Below are 18,907 nucleotides of genomic sequence, written 5' to 3' on the forward strand. Positions count from 1 at the left end.
GATCACATAAAAGCCCTCCTAACGGAAGGCTTTTTCTATTTTTTGTGACACTTATTTAATTAAAGCCCCCGATTGTTGAATATCATTTATATTGTCTTATCGAAGAAAAGTGCCCTATAATGGAATAACGAAAATAGAAACACGGATGTAAATAAACTTATTTTTCTTCAAATAACGACCACCCTTTAGTTGAATAAGAAAATATGTCTTAACGGTTTCTTGGGATGCGAATATAACATATGGAAGCTACACTTTACCGACTAGAAAATAGCGTCTCTTTAATAAGTAACAATTTCATTATTATGCAATTTTTATCTGCTGCTCTCATCGTGGTGATGATCATGATGATCCTCATCCTCTAATTTTAACCTTGCTGATACTCCTGCGTGGTCGGATGGCCAAAGCCCTGTTTTTGTTCGGTCTTTCTGAGATTCTCCTACTAATTCTGCTTCAATTGGTTTCCAGCCGTTTTTAAATAAAATATAATCTATTCTTCGGTTCAACAGTGAAACTGCGTTTAATAGATCAGGATTCTGAAGAGCAGTAAACCCTTGTCCTTTACCAACTTGACTCCATACATCATGAAAGCCTTCATTAATGAATAAATTATAAGTAGTGCTATTAGGGGGGGCGTTCAAATCTCCCGTAATAATCACAGGTAAAAGTGTATTTGCAGGCCCCTGAAGAATTTCATTTGCTTGAGCATTCCGTATTGCTTCAACAGCTGGCTCCAAATGTGTATTTATCATCCTAAAAACATATCCATCTTTCTTAACATCTATACAGGACCAACCTCGAAGTATTGTTAAAAGTTGTCCTCCTATAGGCACAGTTAGGTTTGTTTGGAAATTAGCTTCATGACGTCTTTTTACCTTAAAACCTTTATCTTTTCGAACCAATATTACATCCTTGTCTAAAAATCGAACTAAGTTTCCATTGCTGTCTGGAAGTTCCCCCTCAAAGCCCTTGTTTTGAGCTGCTACTTCGTAGTTCAAACCCCTTTCCTCTAACTCTTCTAATAGTATATCTATAAAGTCATAGGTAACAGTTCCGAAGGTTGGAATAATAAGTACCCAACGAACAGCTTCTTGCAAACCAATAAAATCAGGTTTTTCCGATTCGATTTCTCTAGCGATTGCCTTCGCTCGAATAGGGATATTTGTCGCAAGAAAAAGCCTAAAGACCTGTGTTACCCGTTCAGGAATTTGCTCTGGGGACGCATTAATCAATGGCGTAAAATCAGTACCTAGATATATATTCCATGTTAGAAACGATAAATCGATTTTACATTCTGAATTCATTTACATTCACTCCAATCAATTTCATATACTAGTAGTAGATGAAATTGATTGAGAATTGAAACGGCAGTTATACCACTACTTAGATAAATTTTGTGTCAATGTCAAATTAGGTTTTATATTGTACCATTTATTTAGGAGACTGGAAGGCGGGTTACAGTTAAATGTTTGAGTTGTTATAATCATAGCTTTTTGATACAACAAAAAAATTTGACCTTTCAAATGATTATTTTACTATCCCGTTTGTTTAAGTAACAACCTTCATAATCTCTTTTAAACTTTAACATAGATATCTAATTTTCTTTAAAGGTGTTATTCAACAATCTGGCCCTTATGCAGAAGAACTTCAGTATCTGCTTACTCCGTTAAACTGCCCTTTAATGGAATATCTATTATTTATAATAATATTATATAAATCCCACTTAAACGTTGTCTGTCAGTAGTCATCAGGCAATAAAAGAAAGTGGGAATTCGCAAGCCAATTAGCACACTAATTTTATGATGTACAATAGTTATTGTCCTGTTGCTAAATAGGTATCTATTTCTGTTCATAAACGGTTGAAAACCTTGTAATATCAACAAAAATAACAGGTCTAATTCATATGCGAATGAGCCTGCTATTTTTAGTGCTATTTACTTTTTTCCTTCCGTAAACGGAACCCCTCTGATTATAATCAGGGGTTTTTCTTTTGAAGAATCCTATTATTAATAATGCTAATAAATATTATAATTTATATTTATTTTACTAATAGTTATGGAGTTGATAAAGTTATCTTAAGAACAAATTGCTTAGGAAGTGTACATCATGTTGAACAGTCAAACAAAGCTAAAACATCAGCGGTTGCATTTTATGCAAGGGATTTTGCTGACATTCATATTTGCAGCTATTGCTTCTTATCTAGCAAGTTTCTCCTTATTTTCCGTTATAGGACCCCTTATCATCGCCATGATTCTGGGAATGTTGTGGAGAGCTTCTGCCGGAATAAGTGAACCAGTGCTTACAGGAGCCTCTTTTTCAAGCAAAAAGCTATTGCGCCTCGGCATCATTTTTCTCGGAATGAGATTAAATCTGACAGTACTTTATCAAGCTGGATTTAACGTGTTTATCCTTTCCTTAATCGTAATCCTCTTTACCATGCCCCTGGTATATGCTCTTTCCCGCTTTCTCAAAGTGGATAAGAAAATCAGTATACTCACCGCATGCGGAACTGCAATTTGCGGGGCTGCAGCTGTTGCGGCAATTGCCCCATTAGTGAAGGCGAATGATGAGGAGACTGCTGTAAGTGCAGGAACCATTGCCATTTTAGGCACTGCCTTTACCCTGCTGTACACCTTTTTATATTCTTTTATAAATCTAACCCCCTATGGTTTCGGTGCTTTTTCCGGGGGAACGCTGCATGAAGTTGCACATGTCGTAGCTGCGGCATCGATTGGAGGAACCGAATCAGAAGATTTAGCCATTATCGTAAAATTAACCCGTGTCGCCCTGCTTGTACCCGCTGCTCTGATAGTCGGAATCCTTTTTAGAGAAAAAAAGGCAGAAGGCGCTCCTTCTTCCCTGCCTATTCCTTGGTTTATTCTAGGATTCCTTTTCATGAGCGGGTTGAATACAGCTGGAATTGCTTCAGAGGAAACGGCCTCTTTCCTTGTCTCTTTTTCCTATCTATTAATTGGAATGGCCATGGCTGGACTTGGATTAAACGTAAACTTAAAGACTTTTAAAAAGCTTGGCTCTAAGCCGCTGATTGCCGGTTTGACAGGGTCTGTGCTGCTGTCTGCTGCGGGGTACGGATTAGTTCTATTGCTGGGGCTTAATTAAAAATGGAGGACCGGTCAGTTACGATCGGTCCCTTCGTATTAATGAGCTATTAATGCCCTGACCCGTTTCTCAAGCAGCTCCGTCCCTCCATACCCGGTAAGTACACTCACAATTTCGCCATTCTCATCTACAAAAAAAGTGGTAGGCACCGCTGCCACTCTAAACAAGGTTGAAGCTTCCCCTTTCTTATCAAGCAGAACAGGAAATGAAAATCCATAGTCTTTAGCGAACATATACGCTCCTTCTTCTGAATCCTGATTGGTCATATTGACCGCATAAATTTTCACCTGACCTTTATATTTCTCAGCAAGCTTCACTAAATCAGGTGCTTCCATTTTGCAGGGGCCGCACCAGGATGCCCAGAAATTCAGGACGATAGGCTGATCGTAGGGCGGTCTTATTTCATGTTCTTTCTGATTGATATCCGACAGCTTAAGTTCAGGTGCTTTTGCTGCAGCAGTTTGTTCCAGCGGGATACAAAGACTGAGCAGTACAGCAAGCAGAATCAGTCGTGCTATATTGATCACCTTCCTTTTTTATCCTTATCATTCTCCTTTAAGAATGGACATATTCCTGTGAGACGAGCGTACATATGAATTAAGATGTTTTTGAAAGGAGCGGCTGGTGTTGCTGTCTAAAACAAGTTCACAAATCTTCACTCTCTTTTTTCTCGTTCTCCTGATTGGAACGATGGCCTATTTAGATTCCTTTCAGGCAAAAAATACCGAAACAGGATCTTTTCCTATGGCTGCTGAAGAAGAAGCAGAGACTGCGGCAAAGGAGCAGCCGCTTTTCACAGTGTACGAGGATAAGAAAATCGCATCAGAAGAGAAAGATGGATATTGGGTAGAAACTTATCAGGAGTTTGAAATCCTTAAAGATGCAGATGGAAAAACGATAGAAGTGAAGCCGACAGAGAACTACAGTTACTTAAAATATAGAGTAGATTAAATGACAAAAAAGCTGATCTGTATGAAGATCAGCTTTTTTATTTTGAAAGCAGGATATATCCTTTGTTATACAGCTTCCCGCTCTGCTGAAATTTAGACGGATAGGTTTCCACAAGATATTCTCCCTGCAAATGGCCAAGACTCAATTGCATCGTTTGCTCGAAAGGAGCATTTTTATAAAAAGAATCCGCCAGGTGCCGCTCTTTTCCGATTGAAAGTCCCTTCGGCACGAAGATGTCCCAATTTGAAAGAGGAATCACACCTGAAATAGCCAAGTCTCTCCGTCCTGCTGAATGAAAATCGGTTACCATTAAAATGGCCCGGTTCTGATCTTGTGCACAGCCTGCAAATTTGACTGCAACAGCTTCTAATGACCGAAAGTATTTTGAGAGCGGCTTAAAGGAAGCAAGTTTCTCGCCATGCTTCTCCATCTGACGCTTAAATTCAGCTGTCGGCAGCAAGAGCTCTGATGCCACCTCATCACAAAGCCTTTCAATTTCGTCCTGCCCGTCTTTCCCCATTAGCTGTCCCATTGTTACTTCAAGCGCGATGGCAAGCTGATAAAGCTTTTCTGCGGAGATTTGTTTGTTTGGATATTCTCTATTTGTGAAAGATAAGGCTTAGAGACTCCAGATTCACTTGAGAGTTTTGCTGATAGTCAAGATTTCAACTTGGAAGAGTATAAACAAATGAACGCTGATCTGCTTGGTCAAAAAGCAGAAGCAAGCGAGCAGCTGCAGTTTTCTGAGACTGAACGCAAGGAGCTGTTTATGCATCTTGCAGGATTAATTGAAGAAATAAAAACCATTGAAACATCAGCACTTATGAAATTGAAGGAAGCTCTTCAATCAAAGAAATGGGAGGATTATCTATCTTGAAGCATAAAGTCGTTATTCACGCACCGATTGAATTTGTTTTTGAACAGCTTTCCTCACCGGCCGCTCGCAAGACATGGACAAAAGAAATAGAAAAGATCCAATATGAACAGCCCAGAGCAGAGAAGATTGAAGGAGCATCATTTATTCAAGTACAAAAAGAAGGTGCGATGCGAACTTCTTTTCACGGAAAAAATGGTGTGATTGCCGAACCGGAAACATATTCATATTCCCTTGAAAGCAAAGCATTTAAAATGGTGATTACCTATCACCTTGAAGTTGTACAGGGCGACACTCAGGTCACTCAAACCTATGAGATCATCTATTTATCGAAGCTTGCAAAAATCATGGGCAAGCTATCGAGCAAGCTGACTGAGAAACTGGCACTTTCCCTTTTGCAGCAGTTCAAAACACATTGTGAAATTAGAAAAGCGCAAGCGCCTCCGACCTAATAGTGCGGAAATTGATATTCTTTCCTAAATAAAAAGAAGCTGATGCATCCGCACAAGCTTCTTTTTTATTTCCTTCTGCAAATGAAATCCCCTTACTAAATTATAATGTTTACATAGGGAAAGATAACTTCTTTTAAACGTATCGAATCCCTATTCTGTTATTAAATGTCTGATTCTTATTTTTAAAGACAAAAAAATTGTTCGCGTAATCGATAGTCAGCTCGTTGTCGTATGTATCTTCAAAGTCATCATCAACGATAAAATCCAGCTTTTCTGTTGTAATCACTTTTTCATACGTTTCTGTTTCTCTTTTATTAATGACCTTTATTTCATACAGCGTATTCACAATATCACAGCTGCCTCGGTCAAAAGAAAGCTGGATCATCTTATCATCCGGTATTTCATTTAATTTGTCTTTAGCTTGCTGAGTAATTGTTATATTCATATAATGAACCTCCTATTCTTCTTTAGGGACCAGTATTTCAATGTGTCTCTTTAGATTTTCCACTTTTATCGGAAGCTTATCCCCTTCGTCACCGTCTACGTTCGCAATCATTTCATAAGTTGAAGATGCTTCAATCACTGGCACTTTTAAGTATTCAACATGCTCGCTGTTTCCCAGTTCACCCGTTATGATCTTCGGCAGGAGCAGCAGAAATTGCGGCATGGCAATATCTTTAATAATCATGACGTGAAGCATGCCATCGTTCACCTCTGCTTCAGGGGCAATCGTTTCGAATCCGCCGACTGAGTTTGTCAGTGCTACAAGCATAAGCAGCGCCTCCCCCTCCCAGACGACATTATCTGATTGCACCCTGAGTTCAAAAGGCTGCTTTTCCTTCATTTTCTTTACACCTTCAATGATGTAGGCAAGCGGTCCAAGCTTTGTTTTCTGCTCCACAGGCGTGGAGAAAGATGCTTCAGCTAAAGCACCTACAGCAACTATATTAATAAAATATCGGTCATTGATTTTTCCTACGTCCGTTTTTCTTGTGTTCTGCTGCTCCAGAATGGAAATAGCCTCTTCAGGATCGAGCGGAATATTAAGCGCTCTGGCAAAATCATTCACCGTACCGAGTGGAATTAAACCGAATAAAGGCCGATGTTCCTGTTCAGCAATTCCGTTTATTGCTTCATTTATCGTACCGTCCCCGCCCATTGCCGCGATAAAATCAAGCTTACTTTCACAGGCTTCCCGGGCAAACTCCATAGCATCTCCCTCGCCTTTTGTTTCACGGATCTCTGTTTCATAGCCCATTTTATTCATTGTTTTTAAAGCGTGCTCTGCATATTCAGTCCCTTTTTCCTTTCCTGAAGATGGGTTTACAATTAACATTGCCTGCTTCAAACCATTTTCCCCCCTGACTTAAAATGCCTATAATTTACCTTACCCCTAAAATAGACAAATGGAACCATCGATGCAAAAAACATTACTCCTTTTACTGAAGTAATGTTTCTTATCATAGGATGGCAATCCGCTCATAAATATCCCTCAGGTTTCTGCAGCCGAGTCCTTTTACATCCTCTACATATTTACACCATAATTTTGCTGTCAAGATGGCGTCGCCTAACGCATGATGACGGTCTATAACAGGAATCTGCTTATGATCGCACCAATCTTCAAGTCTTACATACTCAAAATTCGGTTCAGCGATGCGGTATAAAAAAGAAGTGTCCACAATCCGGTGCTTAAAAGGTGCACGGAACAATTTCCTGCTTGCATGCTGCATAAAGTTTTTTTCATGTGAAGAGTGATGGGCAACAAGTGTATCTCCTTTTACGAACTTATAAAATTCGATCATGGCCTCTTCAAGGAAAGGAGCATCCATTAAGTCTTCATCACTAATGCCCGTTAACTCACGGATTTCATCGGACATCCCATTTTCATGTCTGACAAGCGAGTAGAAACGTTCCTCTTCCTTCAGCGTGGACCCGCTCACCTTCACTGCTCCGATAGCAATGATTTCGTTTCCCTGCTCTGGGAAAAATCCGGTTGTCTCAATATCAAAGACAACCACATTCAGATCGTCTAATGGAACCGACAGCGCCTCCTCTGCTTTCATTTCTCGCTGAAGCTGGCGCAGAAACGCAATTTGCTGGGAGTTTTGTCCGCTTTGAGCAGTTCCAAAAACGCTTGTTTGAAACTTTCCGTGCACTTCTCTTATAAAATGAACGAACGGATTCGACTTCATTTATGAACACCCTTTTCAATGATTCCCTGTACAAAGTGATGCAGCTTTTTCCCGTTTTTCAGAATGGTTTTCATTTCTTTTCTCTCCGCACGGCTGAGCTTTTGAATGGGAAGGTAATGTACATCATCGTAATCTTGGATTCTCTTTAAATTAGACATTCGAAATTGCAGCAGATTTGCAAAGCTGGTCTTATAGTCGCTCAGCTCATTCCGATAAAACTCGTCATTGCTGAGCTCATCAATCCGGTCCAAAGTTGACGCGGCTAGTACTCCTTCTTTAATAGCAAGGATTCTTACCGCATTCACATAGGGCAAAAACGCAGCCTGCTTCAAATTCAATGATCCCTGATAAGGGCCGCTGTTTTCGGTAAAGATTTGCCCAAGAGGACCAACAGAAGGTTTGAGGTGCATGATATTATCCATAAACCGTTTTAATAGCTTAGGAGACTTTTTCTGGCAATCATCAATAACGTTTTTTAAGTGGTTAACAAATGTTTCTTCTCCCTCTAATACTCTTGCATCAACAAAAATCTGCAGATACCGCATCGACTCGAAGCTGACTTCATCCATCCATTTTGATAGCTGATTTTCAAAAGCTCCAAGCGATTTGCACCAGACAGGATTTGAGCTCATGACTTTACCTTCGCAATAAGGATATCCTGCAATATGAAGACCTAAGGAAACTTCTTTTCCAAGTGCCAGAAAGTACTGATCTGCATCCGTACCGCTTTTTTCATAAACCATTCCATGATCCTGGTCACTGATGACCCCCTGTTCATATCTCCCTGCACTCCCCATGACAAACCATGTAAAGGGCGAAGGAGGAGTTCCTTTTTCCTCCTTCACCCTTTGCAGAGATATGTTAAAAACAGCCCGCATGACTTGATCATGAAATTGATTTAATGTGTGCGTATCAGATGTATATTTATATATCTCTTCATCTTTCCATGCACGAATCGATTCGTAGCTTTCTCCCATTTACAGCACTTCCCTTTCGCTCCGGAATTAAGAGCTGATCTTATCCTCTTTTGATAAGAATACTTCAGGATAGCCGTAACTTCCATGCTCACTCATATCAAGCCCCATAATTTCTTCTTCTTCCGTTACACGAAGACCGCCCATCAGCTTTTTAGCAGCAAAGAGAATGATAAACGAAACAATAAAAGCATAAGCTCCGGATACGCCGACCCCCATAATCTGAACACCTAATTGTTCAAAGCCTCCGCCATACAATAATCCTGGCTTTCCAACTGTCGCCAGTTCTGGTGTTGCGAAAAACCCTGTTGAAATCGTACCCCAAACCCCTGCTGCACCATGAACGGATAAGGCGTAGATTGGATCGTCTATTTTTCTCTTTTCAAAGAATCTCACACTATAGAAAACCAGGATTCCAGCGATAAAACCGATGAGAACAGCCGCCCATGTATCAACAAACGCACAGGATGCTGTAATCGCTACAAGACCCGCGAGTGCCCCGTTCAGCATCGTCGGCACATCTGATTTCCCAAGCACCGCCCATGAAACGATGAGCGCTGCGACAGCACCGGCTGCTGCTGCAAGATTAGTATTCAGAGCAACATATCCGAAAAATCCATCCTCTACTCCAAGCGTGCTTGCCGCATTAAATCCAAACCAGCCAATCCAAAGCAGCAAAACGCCTAAAGCCGTAAACACCTGATTATGCCCAAAAATGTTATTGGCAGAACCATCCTGATTGAATTTCCCAATTCGGGGCTTCAGCAAAATTGTCGCCGCAAATGCAGCCATTGCTCCCGTTAAATGCACTACTGTAGAGCCTGCAAAATCCTGTTTGCCATGCTCAGCAAGCCAGCCTCCGCCCCAGATCCAGTGTGCAACTACAGGATAGACAAGAGCTGAGAACAGCACCGTAAAGACAAGATAGATTGATAGCTTCGCCCGCTCGGCAAACCCGCCAAGGGCAATCGTAATCGCAATACCGGCAAATGCAAGCTGAAATATAAAGAATACAGCGGAAGAAAGATTCATCCCTTCAAGCTCATATCCTGAATAGAAAAAGTGGGATAAACCGACAAGGAAATTAGCATTATCGCCAAAAATAAACCCAAAGCCCACTGCCCAAAACACAAGGGATGCAAGACCAAACGTAAAGATCGTCTTCCCGGCAATATGACCGGCATTTTTCATGCGTGTAGATCCCGCCTCAAGCAAAATGAACCCGCCCTGCATGAGAATAACTAAGATCGCCCCTAAAACCACCCATAAACTATTTAACAAATAAATAGAATCCAATTTAACGTCCCCCTATTGCTCTTTTCATAACATGATATGTTATAAAATATAACATAAGTTTATTATTTTCTATTTTATCGTATATTTTTCTTTAGTCAACCAATTTTCTAAAAATTTTTATAACTTCACGTCAAAAAACCTTACATGTTTTTAATGAATAAAGAATTTGAAAAATCGCAGATAGGTTGCTTTTACAATAGACATTTCTTCCTAAATAAGGTAACATTATATTGTGAATTATTTCACAATCCATTGAAAAGAGTGTTGCACAATGACACAAGAAAAGATAAACCGTGTAGTCTTAGTTGGAACCGGTTTTGTCGGATCCAGCTGCGCATTTGCTCTCATGAATCAAGGAATGGCTGATGAACTCATTTTAATTGATGCTGATGCCGAAAAAGCGCTTGGGGATGTAATGGATCTTAATCACGGAAAAGTGTTTGCGCCAAATCCTGCCGCCATCCGCCTCGGAGAATACGAGGATTGCAAACACGCAGATATTGTTGTCATTTGTGCAGGAGCCAACCAGAAGAAAGGCGAAACCCGCCTCGATCTAGTAGCAAAAAACCTGGCTATATTCAAAGAAATTACCGAAAGCGTTATGAAATCCGGTTTTCAGGGGATTTTTCTAGTAGCAGCCAATCCAGTGGATATCCTGACCTACGCAACCTGGAAATACAGCGGCTTGCCGAAAGAACGCGTGATAGGTTCAGGAACCATCCTTGATACTTCCCGCTTTCGCTACCTGCTGGGCGATTATTTTAAAATTGCTCCAAATAACGTGCATGCCTACATAATCGGTGAACATGGAGACAGCGAGCTTCCTGTTTACAGCGCTGCGGATATCGGCGGGATCCCTGTCATGAAGATGATTGAACGAAACAAAGCCTTTAAAAAAGAAGATTTAGATGAAATTTTTAAGAACGTCAGAGATGCAGCCTATCAAATTATAAGTCGAAAGGGCGCAACCTATTATGGAATTGCAATGGGACTTATCCGCATTACGAAGGCAATCCTTCATAATGAAAACTGTGTTCTGACCGTTTCTGCCTATCTTGATGGCCATTACGGTGAAAACGATGTCTATATCGGTGTTCCAGCTGTAATTAACCGCGAGGGGATTCGCGAGATTATTGAGCTTGATCTAAACGCTGAGGAACAGAATAAATTTAAAAACAGTGCAGCGATATTGAAGGAAATACTGGCTCCACATTTTGACTAGAAAAGCTGGGTAACTTCAGTCAACTCTCTTACCAGCTATAAAAAGGCAAACGGCTATTTATGCTCCGGCTTCAGAAGCTGGAGTTTTCTTTTTTTGCTTTCAAGCTGTTATTAGCGCATTTTATTCTATTTTAGGTGCCATTCTTTTTCTAGCCAGCTGCATACAAAAAAGAAGCATGAACCCCTAAGGAGTTCATACTTTCAAAGTATCTGGCTATCTCTCTTTCCTTTCACTCTTAAAAGCCGTAATCCATTTAACGTAACTAGCAATGTAGCTCCCATATCTGCAAAGATCGCGATCCAAAGCGTCAGCCACCCCGGAACGACCAGAAGTAAAGCAAGCAATTTGAGTCCTAAGGCGAAGGCAATGTTCTGCTTAATGATAACAAGCGTTTTGCGGCTGAGTTCAATTGCAAATGGCAGCTTTTTCAGATCATCCCCCATTAAGGCAACATCTGCTGTTTCAAGAGCGGTATCCGTCCCGGCTCCTCCCATCGCGATTCCAACTGAAGCTGCAGCAAGGGCAGGAGCATCATTTACGCCATCCCCAACCATTGCAGCTGCCCCGTATTCCCTTTGCATCTTTTTCACTGCATCCAGTTTATGCTGAGGAAGCAGCTCAGCATAAATCTCAGACACTTCTAACTGGTTACCGATCGCTGCAGCTGTATTTGCATGATCACCCGTCAGCATGATGGTTTTTTGAATACCGAGCTCTTTTAACTGCTTCACAACGCGGACACTGCTTTCACGGACCTCGTCTGCCACTGCTAAAACAGCAAGCAGCATTTCATTCGTTCCGGCGAGCATGACTGTTTTTCCTTGTTTCTGCAAAGAATCAACCTTGTTCCTTAATTCACCTTCAAATGTAAGCCCCATTTCTTCAAACAGCGAAACATTTCCAACGTAGTACCACTCATGATCAATCTTTCCTTTGATTCCTTTTCCAGTTAAGGACGTGAAATCTTCTACAATCAGTGATTTATAATCGATCTCCTGCTGCTCTGCTTTTTTTATAAACGCTGAAGCAAGCGGATGCTGCGATCGATATTCCAGCGCACTTACCAATTTAAATAGGTCGTTCTCTGAAATGCCGGATTGTAAAACTTCAAAATCGGCAACCACGGGAGCCCCTTTTGTTAAAGTGCCTGTTTTATCAAAGGCAACTGCCTTGATTCTGCTTAATTCTTCAAGGTAAATGCCGCCTTTGATCAATACACCATTTCTCGCAGCGTTCCCAATTGCCGTAACAATAGAAACAGGTGTTGAAATAACAAGGGCACATGGACAGCCGACCACTAATACGGCAAGACCCTGGTAGATCCATGTGTCCCATGCTGCGCTGAAAAATAACGGAGGAAGAACGGCAACTAAAAAGGCAACCGCCATAATGGCAGGTGTATACCACTTCGCAAACTTGTCAACAAACGCCTGCGATGGTGCGCGTTCCGCCTGGGCTTCTTCTACTAAATGAATGATTTTGGCAATCGTCGTATCATCAGCAAGCTTTGTAACCTGCACTTCAAGCAATCCTTCTTCGTTAAGAGTTCCCGCAAACACTTCGGCGCCTGGTCCTTTTTCTGCCGGGATGGATTCACCCGTGATGGACGCCTGATTAACAGCCGAAAACCCTTTAACAACTAAACCATCCATGGCAATTTTCTGGCCAGGCTTCACGATCATAATATCGAGAGCTTCAATTTCATCAACGGCAATAGAGCTTTCAATTCCATTTCGTCTTATTAACGCTTCTTTTGGAGCAATATCCATTAAAGAGCGAATGGACTTTCGCGCCCGGTCCATCGAATAGGATTCCAGAGCTTCACTGACGGCAAACAAGATGACCACAACCGCTCCTTCGCTCCATTCCCCAATAATGACGGCGCCAATAATGGCAATCGTCATGAGTGTTCGCATATCAAACTCAAGTCGAATCAAATTTTTAAACCCAGTGATAAACAGGGATGATCCTCCAATAATGATGGCAGCAATAAAGGCTGCTATAGATGGGACACTTCCTTCCCCGTAAGAAAATAAGGAATAATAGCCAATAATTATGAACAGAGCGGACACTAGAAGCGCACCGTATTTTTTAAGGAATGGTTCTGCAGGTGCTTGAACGGCTCCCTTTTCAGGAAGGATTTTAAGGTGCTCGAACGCTCCTGCTTTTTCAATATCATCGATACTTGCTTTGCCGATAACTGTTAACTTGGCGGCACCAAAATTTACTTTCGCATCCGTCACGCCATCCAGCTCTTTTACATTGCGTTCAAATTTCCCGGCACAGCCTGCACAGGTGAATCCCTGAACCCGATATACATTTTTTTCAGCCGATTGTTCTGCTTCCACGCTGGCTCATCTCCCCTTGATGTTCAAAAGCAATCAAAATAAGCTTCTTAACATGATCATCATCCAATGAATAATAGACAAGCTTTCCTTCTTTGCGGAATTTAGCAAGCCCCGTATTCTTCAAAAGCCTTAAATGATGCGATGCGGTTGCAGTCGTAGCCCCGACGATATTCGCGACATCACAGACACAAAGCTCCTCTTCTAAAAGCGCATAAGCAATTTTCAATCTTGTATCATCAGCAAGTGCTTTATAAATTTTCGCCACATTTGCCGTTTCCCGTCCTCGAAGCTTATTCTTAACCCGTTCCACTTTTTCAGAATCCACACAAGTTATTTCACACACATCCTGCAGCTTCACTTCATCACATCCTATTCATTCAAACGTTCGTTTGATTAAAGTATATGCACGATAATATGAACAGTCAAACAATTATTTGAATGTTTGTGAAAATAGCTAATCTTCCCTATAATGATAACTACATAAGAAGTCAGAAGGAGACCCACGATGAAAAAAGAAAAACAAGAAGCAGAAACGTTTCATGATCTGGACGAAGAAACCATCTTCATCGCTTCCCAGACTTTCAAGGCGCTGTCAGACCCGACACGGCTCCGCATATTAAACCTGCTCACTCAAGGTGAATGCTCCGTAAATGAAATTGCTGAAACATTATCTCTTCTCCAATCAACCGTATCCCACCAGCTAAGATTTCTAAAAAATCTCCGCCTCGTCAAATTCCGCCGCGAAGGAACCACCTTATATTATTCGCATGATGACGAACATGTTATCGGGCTTCTCAAACAGATGATTGAGCATGCCCAGCATTAAAAACCTGAAACAGGGAGCAGCGGATTTGCTGCTCCCTTTGAACATGCTTTTAACTGCAATTTCTTATCGAAAATGAAACCTTTCTTATCGAAAATCCATTAATAAATTAGCTTAATTACAATGTTCATCTCCGCAGCAGCCGGAACCTTTCCGGTCAATTTGAATCGTGGTATGGTGCAGCCCAAACTGGTCATGAAGCAGCCTGTTTGCTTCAGTTAAAATCGTTTGATGCGCTTTACCATCCTCTACTTCAAGATGACAGCTGAGTGCAGGAAAATCAGAAGTAATGGACCACACGTGCAGATCGTGCACTCCGCAAACATTCTCCATTTTCAGCAGGGCTGCTTTGATTTCATCTGAATTCAAGTTCCCGGGAACACCCTCCATCAAGATATGAAAAGAATCCTTTGTCACGCGAAATCCGCTGATAATAATTAAAACAGCCACAATAATGCTTGCAGCCGGATCCGCTATTCCCCAGCCGAAAAACATAATCAGCAGCGCGGCAATAATCGCCCCGACAGAACCAAGCATATCCCCGATAACATGAAGAAAAGCACTTCTGATATTCAAATTATCATCTTTGTCGCCCTGCATCAGGATAAACGCAGCCGCAATATTGACCAAAAGGCCAATGCTTGAAATGATCAGCATTCCCGAACTGGCAACTTCAGGAGGATCCATGAACCGCTCATAGGCCTCAAAGAAAATAAAGATCGAAATCACAATCAGCGTCAGCCCGTTGATAAACGCAGCCAGTATTTCAAACCGCTTGTATCCGAATGTTTTAGAAGAAGAAGCTCTTTTTGCCCCAAATGTCAGGGCAAGAAAACTCAGACCAAGAGCTGCCGCATCACTCAGCATGTGCCCTGCATCTGACAGAAGAGCCAGACTGTTTGTCAGGAGGCCGCCAATCACTTCTGCAATCATAAAAAGAGTAATAATGGCAAACGCCCAAAGCAGCGCTTTTTTATTGCTCGTATGGTGATGATGATGCCCATCATGACCATGATGGCTATGCGAATGTCCCATCGTATCCCCTCAACTCTCTTTATATATGAATATATGCTCATATATATATTATTTCAAAATTTCAGGTTTTGTGCAAGATACAATTATCATTTACATACCCGATCTTTTTCATGATGAATAAGGAACATTAATCTCCTTCTTTTTCCAAGAAGGTCAAATGGAATAGCTGCCGCGGTCTTCCTTTTAGCGAAAGCTTTTCTACTCCTGCAAGTTCAATCAGCCCTTCATCAAGCCACCTTACCAGCTTGCGGTGCACACTTCGAGTAGAAATGCCCATAATCGCTGACAAGTCATTTGCTGTAAACGTATACTTTCCGGCGCGGGAGATTTGAGAACGCAATCGATTATAGGCTGCAGCTGAGACGCCCGCTTGTTTTGCTTCTTTCATCAGAACTTCACTCGTAATGGAAAGATCATATGTCAGAGGAAACTGTTTTTCCAAAGGAGACATTACCTGCTTACCTTCGTTTACAAGACAGCTTTTTTCGCCAAGAATGGCTGCCTCTGAAAGAGCAATCCTTGCATGAGCAGCTGCCTGATAAGCGGTAGCCCCGATGCCAATTCCCAATGAGAAAGAACCCTTTTTCTTTTTGGACAGTCTCCTGATGTAGCAATCTGCAAACTCATCAATCCCAGTTGTAGAGGAAAAAAATAAAATCTCATTTCCCTTGAGCACAGCCATATACCCTTCAAGGTCAGAAACAAATTCAGAGATGCTTTTTGAAAGTCCATCACTTGCGGCACCCACTCTTATCAATCCAACTGAAAGCGGCTGTTGTTTCATACTTTTTCACCTCTGTATATATTTTCATCCTGGTTCAAAACTGGTTCCTATTATTCATACAAACCAATGGTGATTCTATGAATCTGAAAACGAAACATAATTTATGACGTATAAGAGACAAAATCTCTATAACCCTTATAATACCTCGATTATTAAACTAGAATCCACCTAAATATATTAAATTTTCAGAATATAGTATTGGATTCTTCTGTCACTTCTTGTACGATTGATGATGAACCAGATTTAACCCAAGACTCTTCACCTGTGTCAGAAAATAGAAGGAGGAAAAAGAGAGTGAAGAAAGGACTTATTGTATGCTTAAGTGTTCTTTTATGGATCATGCCGGTAGTTCTTGGAGGAGAAGGCGTAAAGGCAGAAACAGACAGCAAGCTGAGCCGCACTTACTTCAGTGAACCTGAACAGCTGTTTACCCCTCTCACTGACGCTATCAGTATTTTTAATGGAGCTGTCGGCAAAGAGGATGGAAGACATGTGATGTACACTACAGTAAAAGGACTGCCTGCTCAGCTTAATGTCATCGACATCGAGAGCAAGAAGCTGTTAAGGGTCATCAGCCTTGAAAACTCAGAAAATTCCTGGGCGCATGAAGTGATGCCAAACGGAGATCTGTATATCGCAACGGAAGGAGGCGGGGCAAAGCTCTGGAAATATTCTCCCGCAACGAAAACAGCAAGCGTAGTCGCTGTTTTTTCAGGTCAAAGCTTTCCTTTCTCAATTACGTCTGAAGATGGGAAAATTTATGTAGGAACATATCCAAGCGGCAAAGTGTATGAATACAATCCTGATACAAACAAAGTAACAGATCTTGGGAGAATGATCGGAGAATCATCTCAAGAGTATATCCGGTCACTGGCTGTTATTCAGGATGATGTCTACTCAGGCACAGGACACGGCAAGATCATTCATTATAATAAAGCAACAGGCGAAAAAGAAGATATTGCCGAGTCTATCGGAGAATCAGGACACATTTATGACCTTGAAAAAGTGGACAGCCGGTATTTATTTGCTCGCTATGAACTCTCAAGCAACGGTTATATTTACAATACCCAGACGAAGAAATGGCTTGATGTAGTCATTCCAAAAGTACGCGGGCTCCATGTTGAAGAAGAGTCTTTAGACGGGAAAATCTATTACATGACCACTGAAAACAAATTGAACACGATTGACCTCACAACATTGGAAATTGAAGACACCGGAATCACATATGAAAGCGGTTTCCGAGGTGCGGACTGGGTAGAATTCAACTCCCCTGATCTGCCGGGAAAAAGTCTTGTTACCATTAACTTCAGCGGCTATGTTTCCATTTTAAACTTAGAAACAAAAAAGACGGTAAAAACGCCTGTTCTTGCTCAAGGAACTGCCAATGTCATCAATAAAATTGAAACCGGTCCGGAAGGCAGCCTCTATATGAGCGGCATCCAGACAGGCAAGGGCGCGATCTATGATCCGGAGACAAAAACAAAAACAGCTTTTAATATGGGACAGGGCGACAGCATGGCGGCTTTTGGCAATAAGATGCTATTCGGCGTATACCCTGATGGTGATATTAGAGAATACGATCCTGCACTCGAACCTTCAACTACAAACCCAAAAAAGCTATTTACGCTTGGTGAAGGACAAAACCGCATCAGCCATATTACAGCAGGGGACGGCAAAGCTTATATTGGAAGCATCCCATTTTACGGCGAGCTTGGCGGAGCATTGACGGTTTATGACCCTGAAGCTGAAGGCAGCATCAAACATAAAGTGTTTAGAAATGTGGTTCAGGATCAAAGCATCATCAGCCTGGATTATAAAGACGGTAAAGTCTACGGCTCAACCTCGATTAATGGAGGACTTGGGGCAGATCCAACGGCTGAGGAAGCAAAAATTTTCGTCTGGGATGCAAACGCCGAAGAAAAAGTGAAAGAAGTAACCCTTTCGATTGAGGGTCTTGAAAAGCCTCCGGCGATCGGCGAGCTTTCATTCGGTCCAGACGGACTGCTGTGGGGCGCTGCAGTCAATACCATTTTTGCCATGAATCCTGACACTCTCGAAGTTGTTAAAAGCAAGAAACTCTATGATTCTCTGCCTCTATCAGCCTGGCATGATATTGAACTTGAATGGTCAAATGGCCTTCTTTATGCAGACTTCAGCGGAAATTTGACAGCCATTGACCCTCAAACACTTGAAAGCAGACAGATTGAAAGCATCTATAATTTCAGCATCAGCCCCGCTGGTGATATCTATTATGCAGCCCGCTCAAACCGAACAATGCTATACAAAATAAAAGTAAATGACATTACAGGCATAGTGGATCTTCCTGTACAAAATCATCATTTTGAACGGCCCGTAAAAGAAGACGTCATCCCCGGCTGGACTTCGATGTTCGGCACAGATGAGCAAGTCTCATACACCATTTCAGGCGAACAGCACTCCCAGGGAAGACAAAGCTTAAAGCTCACAGATTCAGCCAGAAACAAATCCGCTGCCTTGATGAGTCAGCCAATTGAAGTCACTGGCGAAGACATCATTCGGGCATCTGCCAATCTATTTATCCAGGACGGAACAGCAAGTTTTATGATCCGGTTCTATGATGCGTCTGGAAAAGAGGCCAACTCTCTGCCTGTTCACATTCAAACAGGCTATGGCAAATGGCAGAATATCGAACTTACCGCTAAAGCACCTTCGAATGCAAAAACCGCACGGCTTATTGCTTATACAACTTCGTATTCCATGAGCACTGCCTACTATGATGAAATCCGGGCTCAAAAACTTATCATTGAATAAGCCGCTTGGCCGCCATTCTATATGGCGGTTTTTTCAAATGTGCTTGTTC

19 protein-coding genes are annotated in these 18,907 nt (G+C 41.7%); 7 read left to right on the forward strand and 12 right to left on the reverse strand.

The annotated features are described in order from the left end of the window. Positions 1-311: 311 nt before the first annotated feature. Positions 312-1,301: an endonuclease/exonuclease/phosphatase family protein gene (locus QLQ22_RS22530; RefSeq protein ID WP_284015604.1), complete on the reverse strand. Its 990-nt coding sequence runs from the start codon at positions 1,299-1,301 to the stop codon at positions 312-314. An 802-nt stretch (positions 1,302-2,103) separates the two neighbouring features. On the opposite strand from QLQ22_RS22530, the gene QLQ22_RS22535 reads away from it, so the two are divergent. Next, positions 2,104-3,117 (forward strand): YeiH family protein, encoded by a 1,014-nt coding sequence (locus QLQ22_RS22535; RefSeq protein WP_284015605.1) that lies wholly within the window; start codon positions 2,104-2,106, stop codon positions 3,115-3,117. Positions 3,118-3,155: 38 nt separating this feature from the next. On the opposite strand, the gene QLQ22_RS22540 is transcribed toward QLQ22_RS22535, so the two are convergent. Continuing rightward, positions 3,156-3,644 carry a TlpA family protein disulfide reductase gene (locus QLQ22_RS22540; protein ID WP_284015606.1) on the reverse strand — a complete coding sequence of 163 codons (489 nt, stop codon included), beginning with the start codon at positions 3,642-3,644 and terminating at the stop codon, positions 3,156-3,158. Between the two features lie 100 nt (positions 3,645-3,744). Between QLQ22_RS22540 and QLQ22_RS22545 the strand changes: the two genes are divergently transcribed. Beyond that, a complete protein-coding gene (locus tag QLQ22_RS22545) occupies positions 3,745-4,068 on the forward strand; it encodes a hypothetical protein (protein ID WP_284015607.1) in 324 nt (107 codons plus the stop codon). Positions 4,069-4,105: 37 nt separating this feature from the next. Here the strand turns inward: QLQ22_RS22545 and QLQ22_RS22550 are convergent, their stop codons facing one another. Further along, on the reverse strand, positions 4,106-4,588 hold the full coding sequence (locus QLQ22_RS22550; protein WP_284015608.1) for an ImmA/IrrE family metallo-endopeptidase: 483 nt from the start codon (positions 4,586-4,588) through the stop codon (positions 4,106-4,108). Between the two features lie 168 nt (positions 4,589-4,756). Between QLQ22_RS22550 and QLQ22_RS22555 the strand changes: the two genes are divergently transcribed. Together QLQ22_RS22555 and QLQ22_RS22560 are read left to right on the forward strand one after the other, a co-directional pair. After that, positions 4,757-4,945, forward strand: coding sequence for a hypothetical protein (locus tag QLQ22_RS22555; protein WP_252207467.1), 189 nt, complete (start codon positions 4,757-4,759; stop codon positions 4,943-4,945). Further along, positions 4,942-5,394, forward strand: a complete 453-nt coding sequence (locus QLQ22_RS22560; RefSeq protein ID WP_284015609.1) for an SRPBCC family protein — start codon at positions 4,942-4,944, stop codon at positions 5,392-5,394. The genes QLQ22_RS22555 and QLQ22_RS22560 overlap by 4 nt, the downstream gene beginning before the upstream one ends. Before the next feature lie 133 nt (positions 5,395-5,527). On the opposite strand, the gene QLQ22_RS22565 is transcribed toward QLQ22_RS22560, so the two are convergent. The 5 genes from QLQ22_RS22565 to QLQ22_RS22585 form a co-directional block, all read right to left on the reverse strand. Next, entirely contained in the window at positions 5,528-5,839 is a 312-nt protein-coding gene (locus tag QLQ22_RS22565; RefSeq protein WP_284015610.1) for an iron-sulfur cluster biosynthesis family protein, read from the reverse strand. 12 nt (positions 5,840-5,851) lie between these two features. Then, on the reverse strand, positions 5,852-6,742 hold the full coding sequence (locus tag QLQ22_RS22570; RefSeq protein ID WP_284015611.1) for a diacylglycerol/lipid kinase family protein: 891 nt from the start codon (positions 6,740-6,742) through the stop codon (positions 5,852-5,854). Positions 6,743-6,854: 112 nt separating this feature from the next. Then, positions 6,855-7,586, reverse strand: a complete 732-nt coding sequence (locus QLQ22_RS22575; RefSeq protein WP_223438189.1) for an exonuclease domain-containing protein — start codon at positions 7,584-7,586, stop codon at positions 6,855-6,857. Then, entirely contained in the window at positions 7,583-8,563 is a 981-nt protein-coding gene (locus QLQ22_RS22580; protein WP_223438198.1) for a DUF294 nucleotidyltransferase-like domain-containing protein, read from the reverse strand. The genes QLQ22_RS22575 and QLQ22_RS22580 overlap by 4 nt, the downstream gene beginning before the upstream one ends. Before the next feature lie 27 nt (positions 8,564-8,590). Next, positions 8,591-9,856 carry an ammonium transporter gene (locus QLQ22_RS22585; RefSeq protein WP_223438200.1) on the reverse strand — a complete coding sequence of 422 codons (1,266 nt, stop codon included), beginning with the start codon at positions 9,854-9,856 and terminating at the stop codon, positions 8,591-8,593. Between the two features lie 271 nt (positions 9,857-10,127). Here QLQ22_RS22585 and QLQ22_RS22590 point away from each other — a divergent pair, with 271 nt between their 5' ends. Next, on the forward strand, positions 10,128-11,078 hold the full coding sequence (locus QLQ22_RS22590; protein WP_284015612.1) for an L-lactate dehydrogenase: 951 nt from the start codon (positions 10,128-10,130) through the stop codon (positions 11,076-11,078). Between the two features lie 200 nt (positions 11,079-11,278). Here QLQ22_RS22590 and QLQ22_RS22595 read toward each other — a convergent pair whose 3' ends face one another. Both QLQ22_RS22595 and QLQ22_RS22600 read right to left on the reverse strand, forming a co-directional pair. Next, positions 11,279-13,426 (reverse strand): heavy metal translocating P-type ATPase, encoded by a 2,148-nt coding sequence (locus QLQ22_RS22595; protein WP_284015613.1) that lies wholly within the window; start codon positions 13,424-13,426, stop codon positions 11,279-11,281. Continuing rightward, entirely contained in the window at positions 13,404-13,784 is a 381-nt protein-coding gene (locus QLQ22_RS22600) for an ArsR/SmtB family transcription factor (RefSeq protein WP_223438206.1), read from the reverse strand. Before QLQ22_RS22600 ends, QLQ22_RS22595 begins: the two co-directional genes overlap by 23 nt. Before the next feature lie 147 nt (positions 13,785-13,931). Between QLQ22_RS22600 and QLQ22_RS22605 the strand changes: the two genes are divergently transcribed. Further along, complete coding sequence (locus QLQ22_RS22605) at positions 13,932-14,252, forward strand: ArsR/SmtB family transcription factor (protein ID WP_284015614.1); 321 nt, start codon at positions 13,932-13,934, stop codon at positions 14,250-14,252. A gap of 111 nt (positions 14,253-14,363) precedes the next feature. Here QLQ22_RS22605 and QLQ22_RS22610 read toward each other — a convergent pair whose 3' ends face one another. Together QLQ22_RS22610 and QLQ22_RS22615 are read right to left on the reverse strand one after the other, a co-directional pair. Continuing rightward, positions 14,364-15,284: a cation diffusion facilitator family transporter gene (locus QLQ22_RS22610; protein WP_284015615.1), complete on the reverse strand. Its 921-nt coding sequence runs from the start codon at positions 15,282-15,284 to the stop codon at positions 14,364-14,366. 127 nt (positions 15,285-15,411) lie between these two features. Beyond that, entirely contained in the window at positions 15,412-16,068 is a 657-nt protein-coding gene (locus QLQ22_RS22615; RefSeq protein ID WP_284015616.1) for a helix-turn-helix domain-containing protein, read from the reverse strand. A 294-nt stretch (positions 16,069-16,362) separates the two neighbouring features. On the opposite strand from QLQ22_RS22615, the gene QLQ22_RS22620 reads away from it, so the two are divergent. Then, positions 16,363-18,858 (forward strand): hypothetical protein, encoded by a 2,496-nt coding sequence (locus tag QLQ22_RS22620; protein WP_284015617.1) that lies wholly within the window; start codon positions 16,363-16,365, stop codon positions 18,856-18,858. Positions 18,859-18,907 lie beyond the last annotated feature (49 nt).

This window comes from Metabacillus hrfriensis, assembly GCF_030127205.1.
Lineage (GTDB): Bacteria > Bacillota > Bacilli > Bacillales > Bacillaceae > Bacillus_P > Bacillus_P dongyingensis.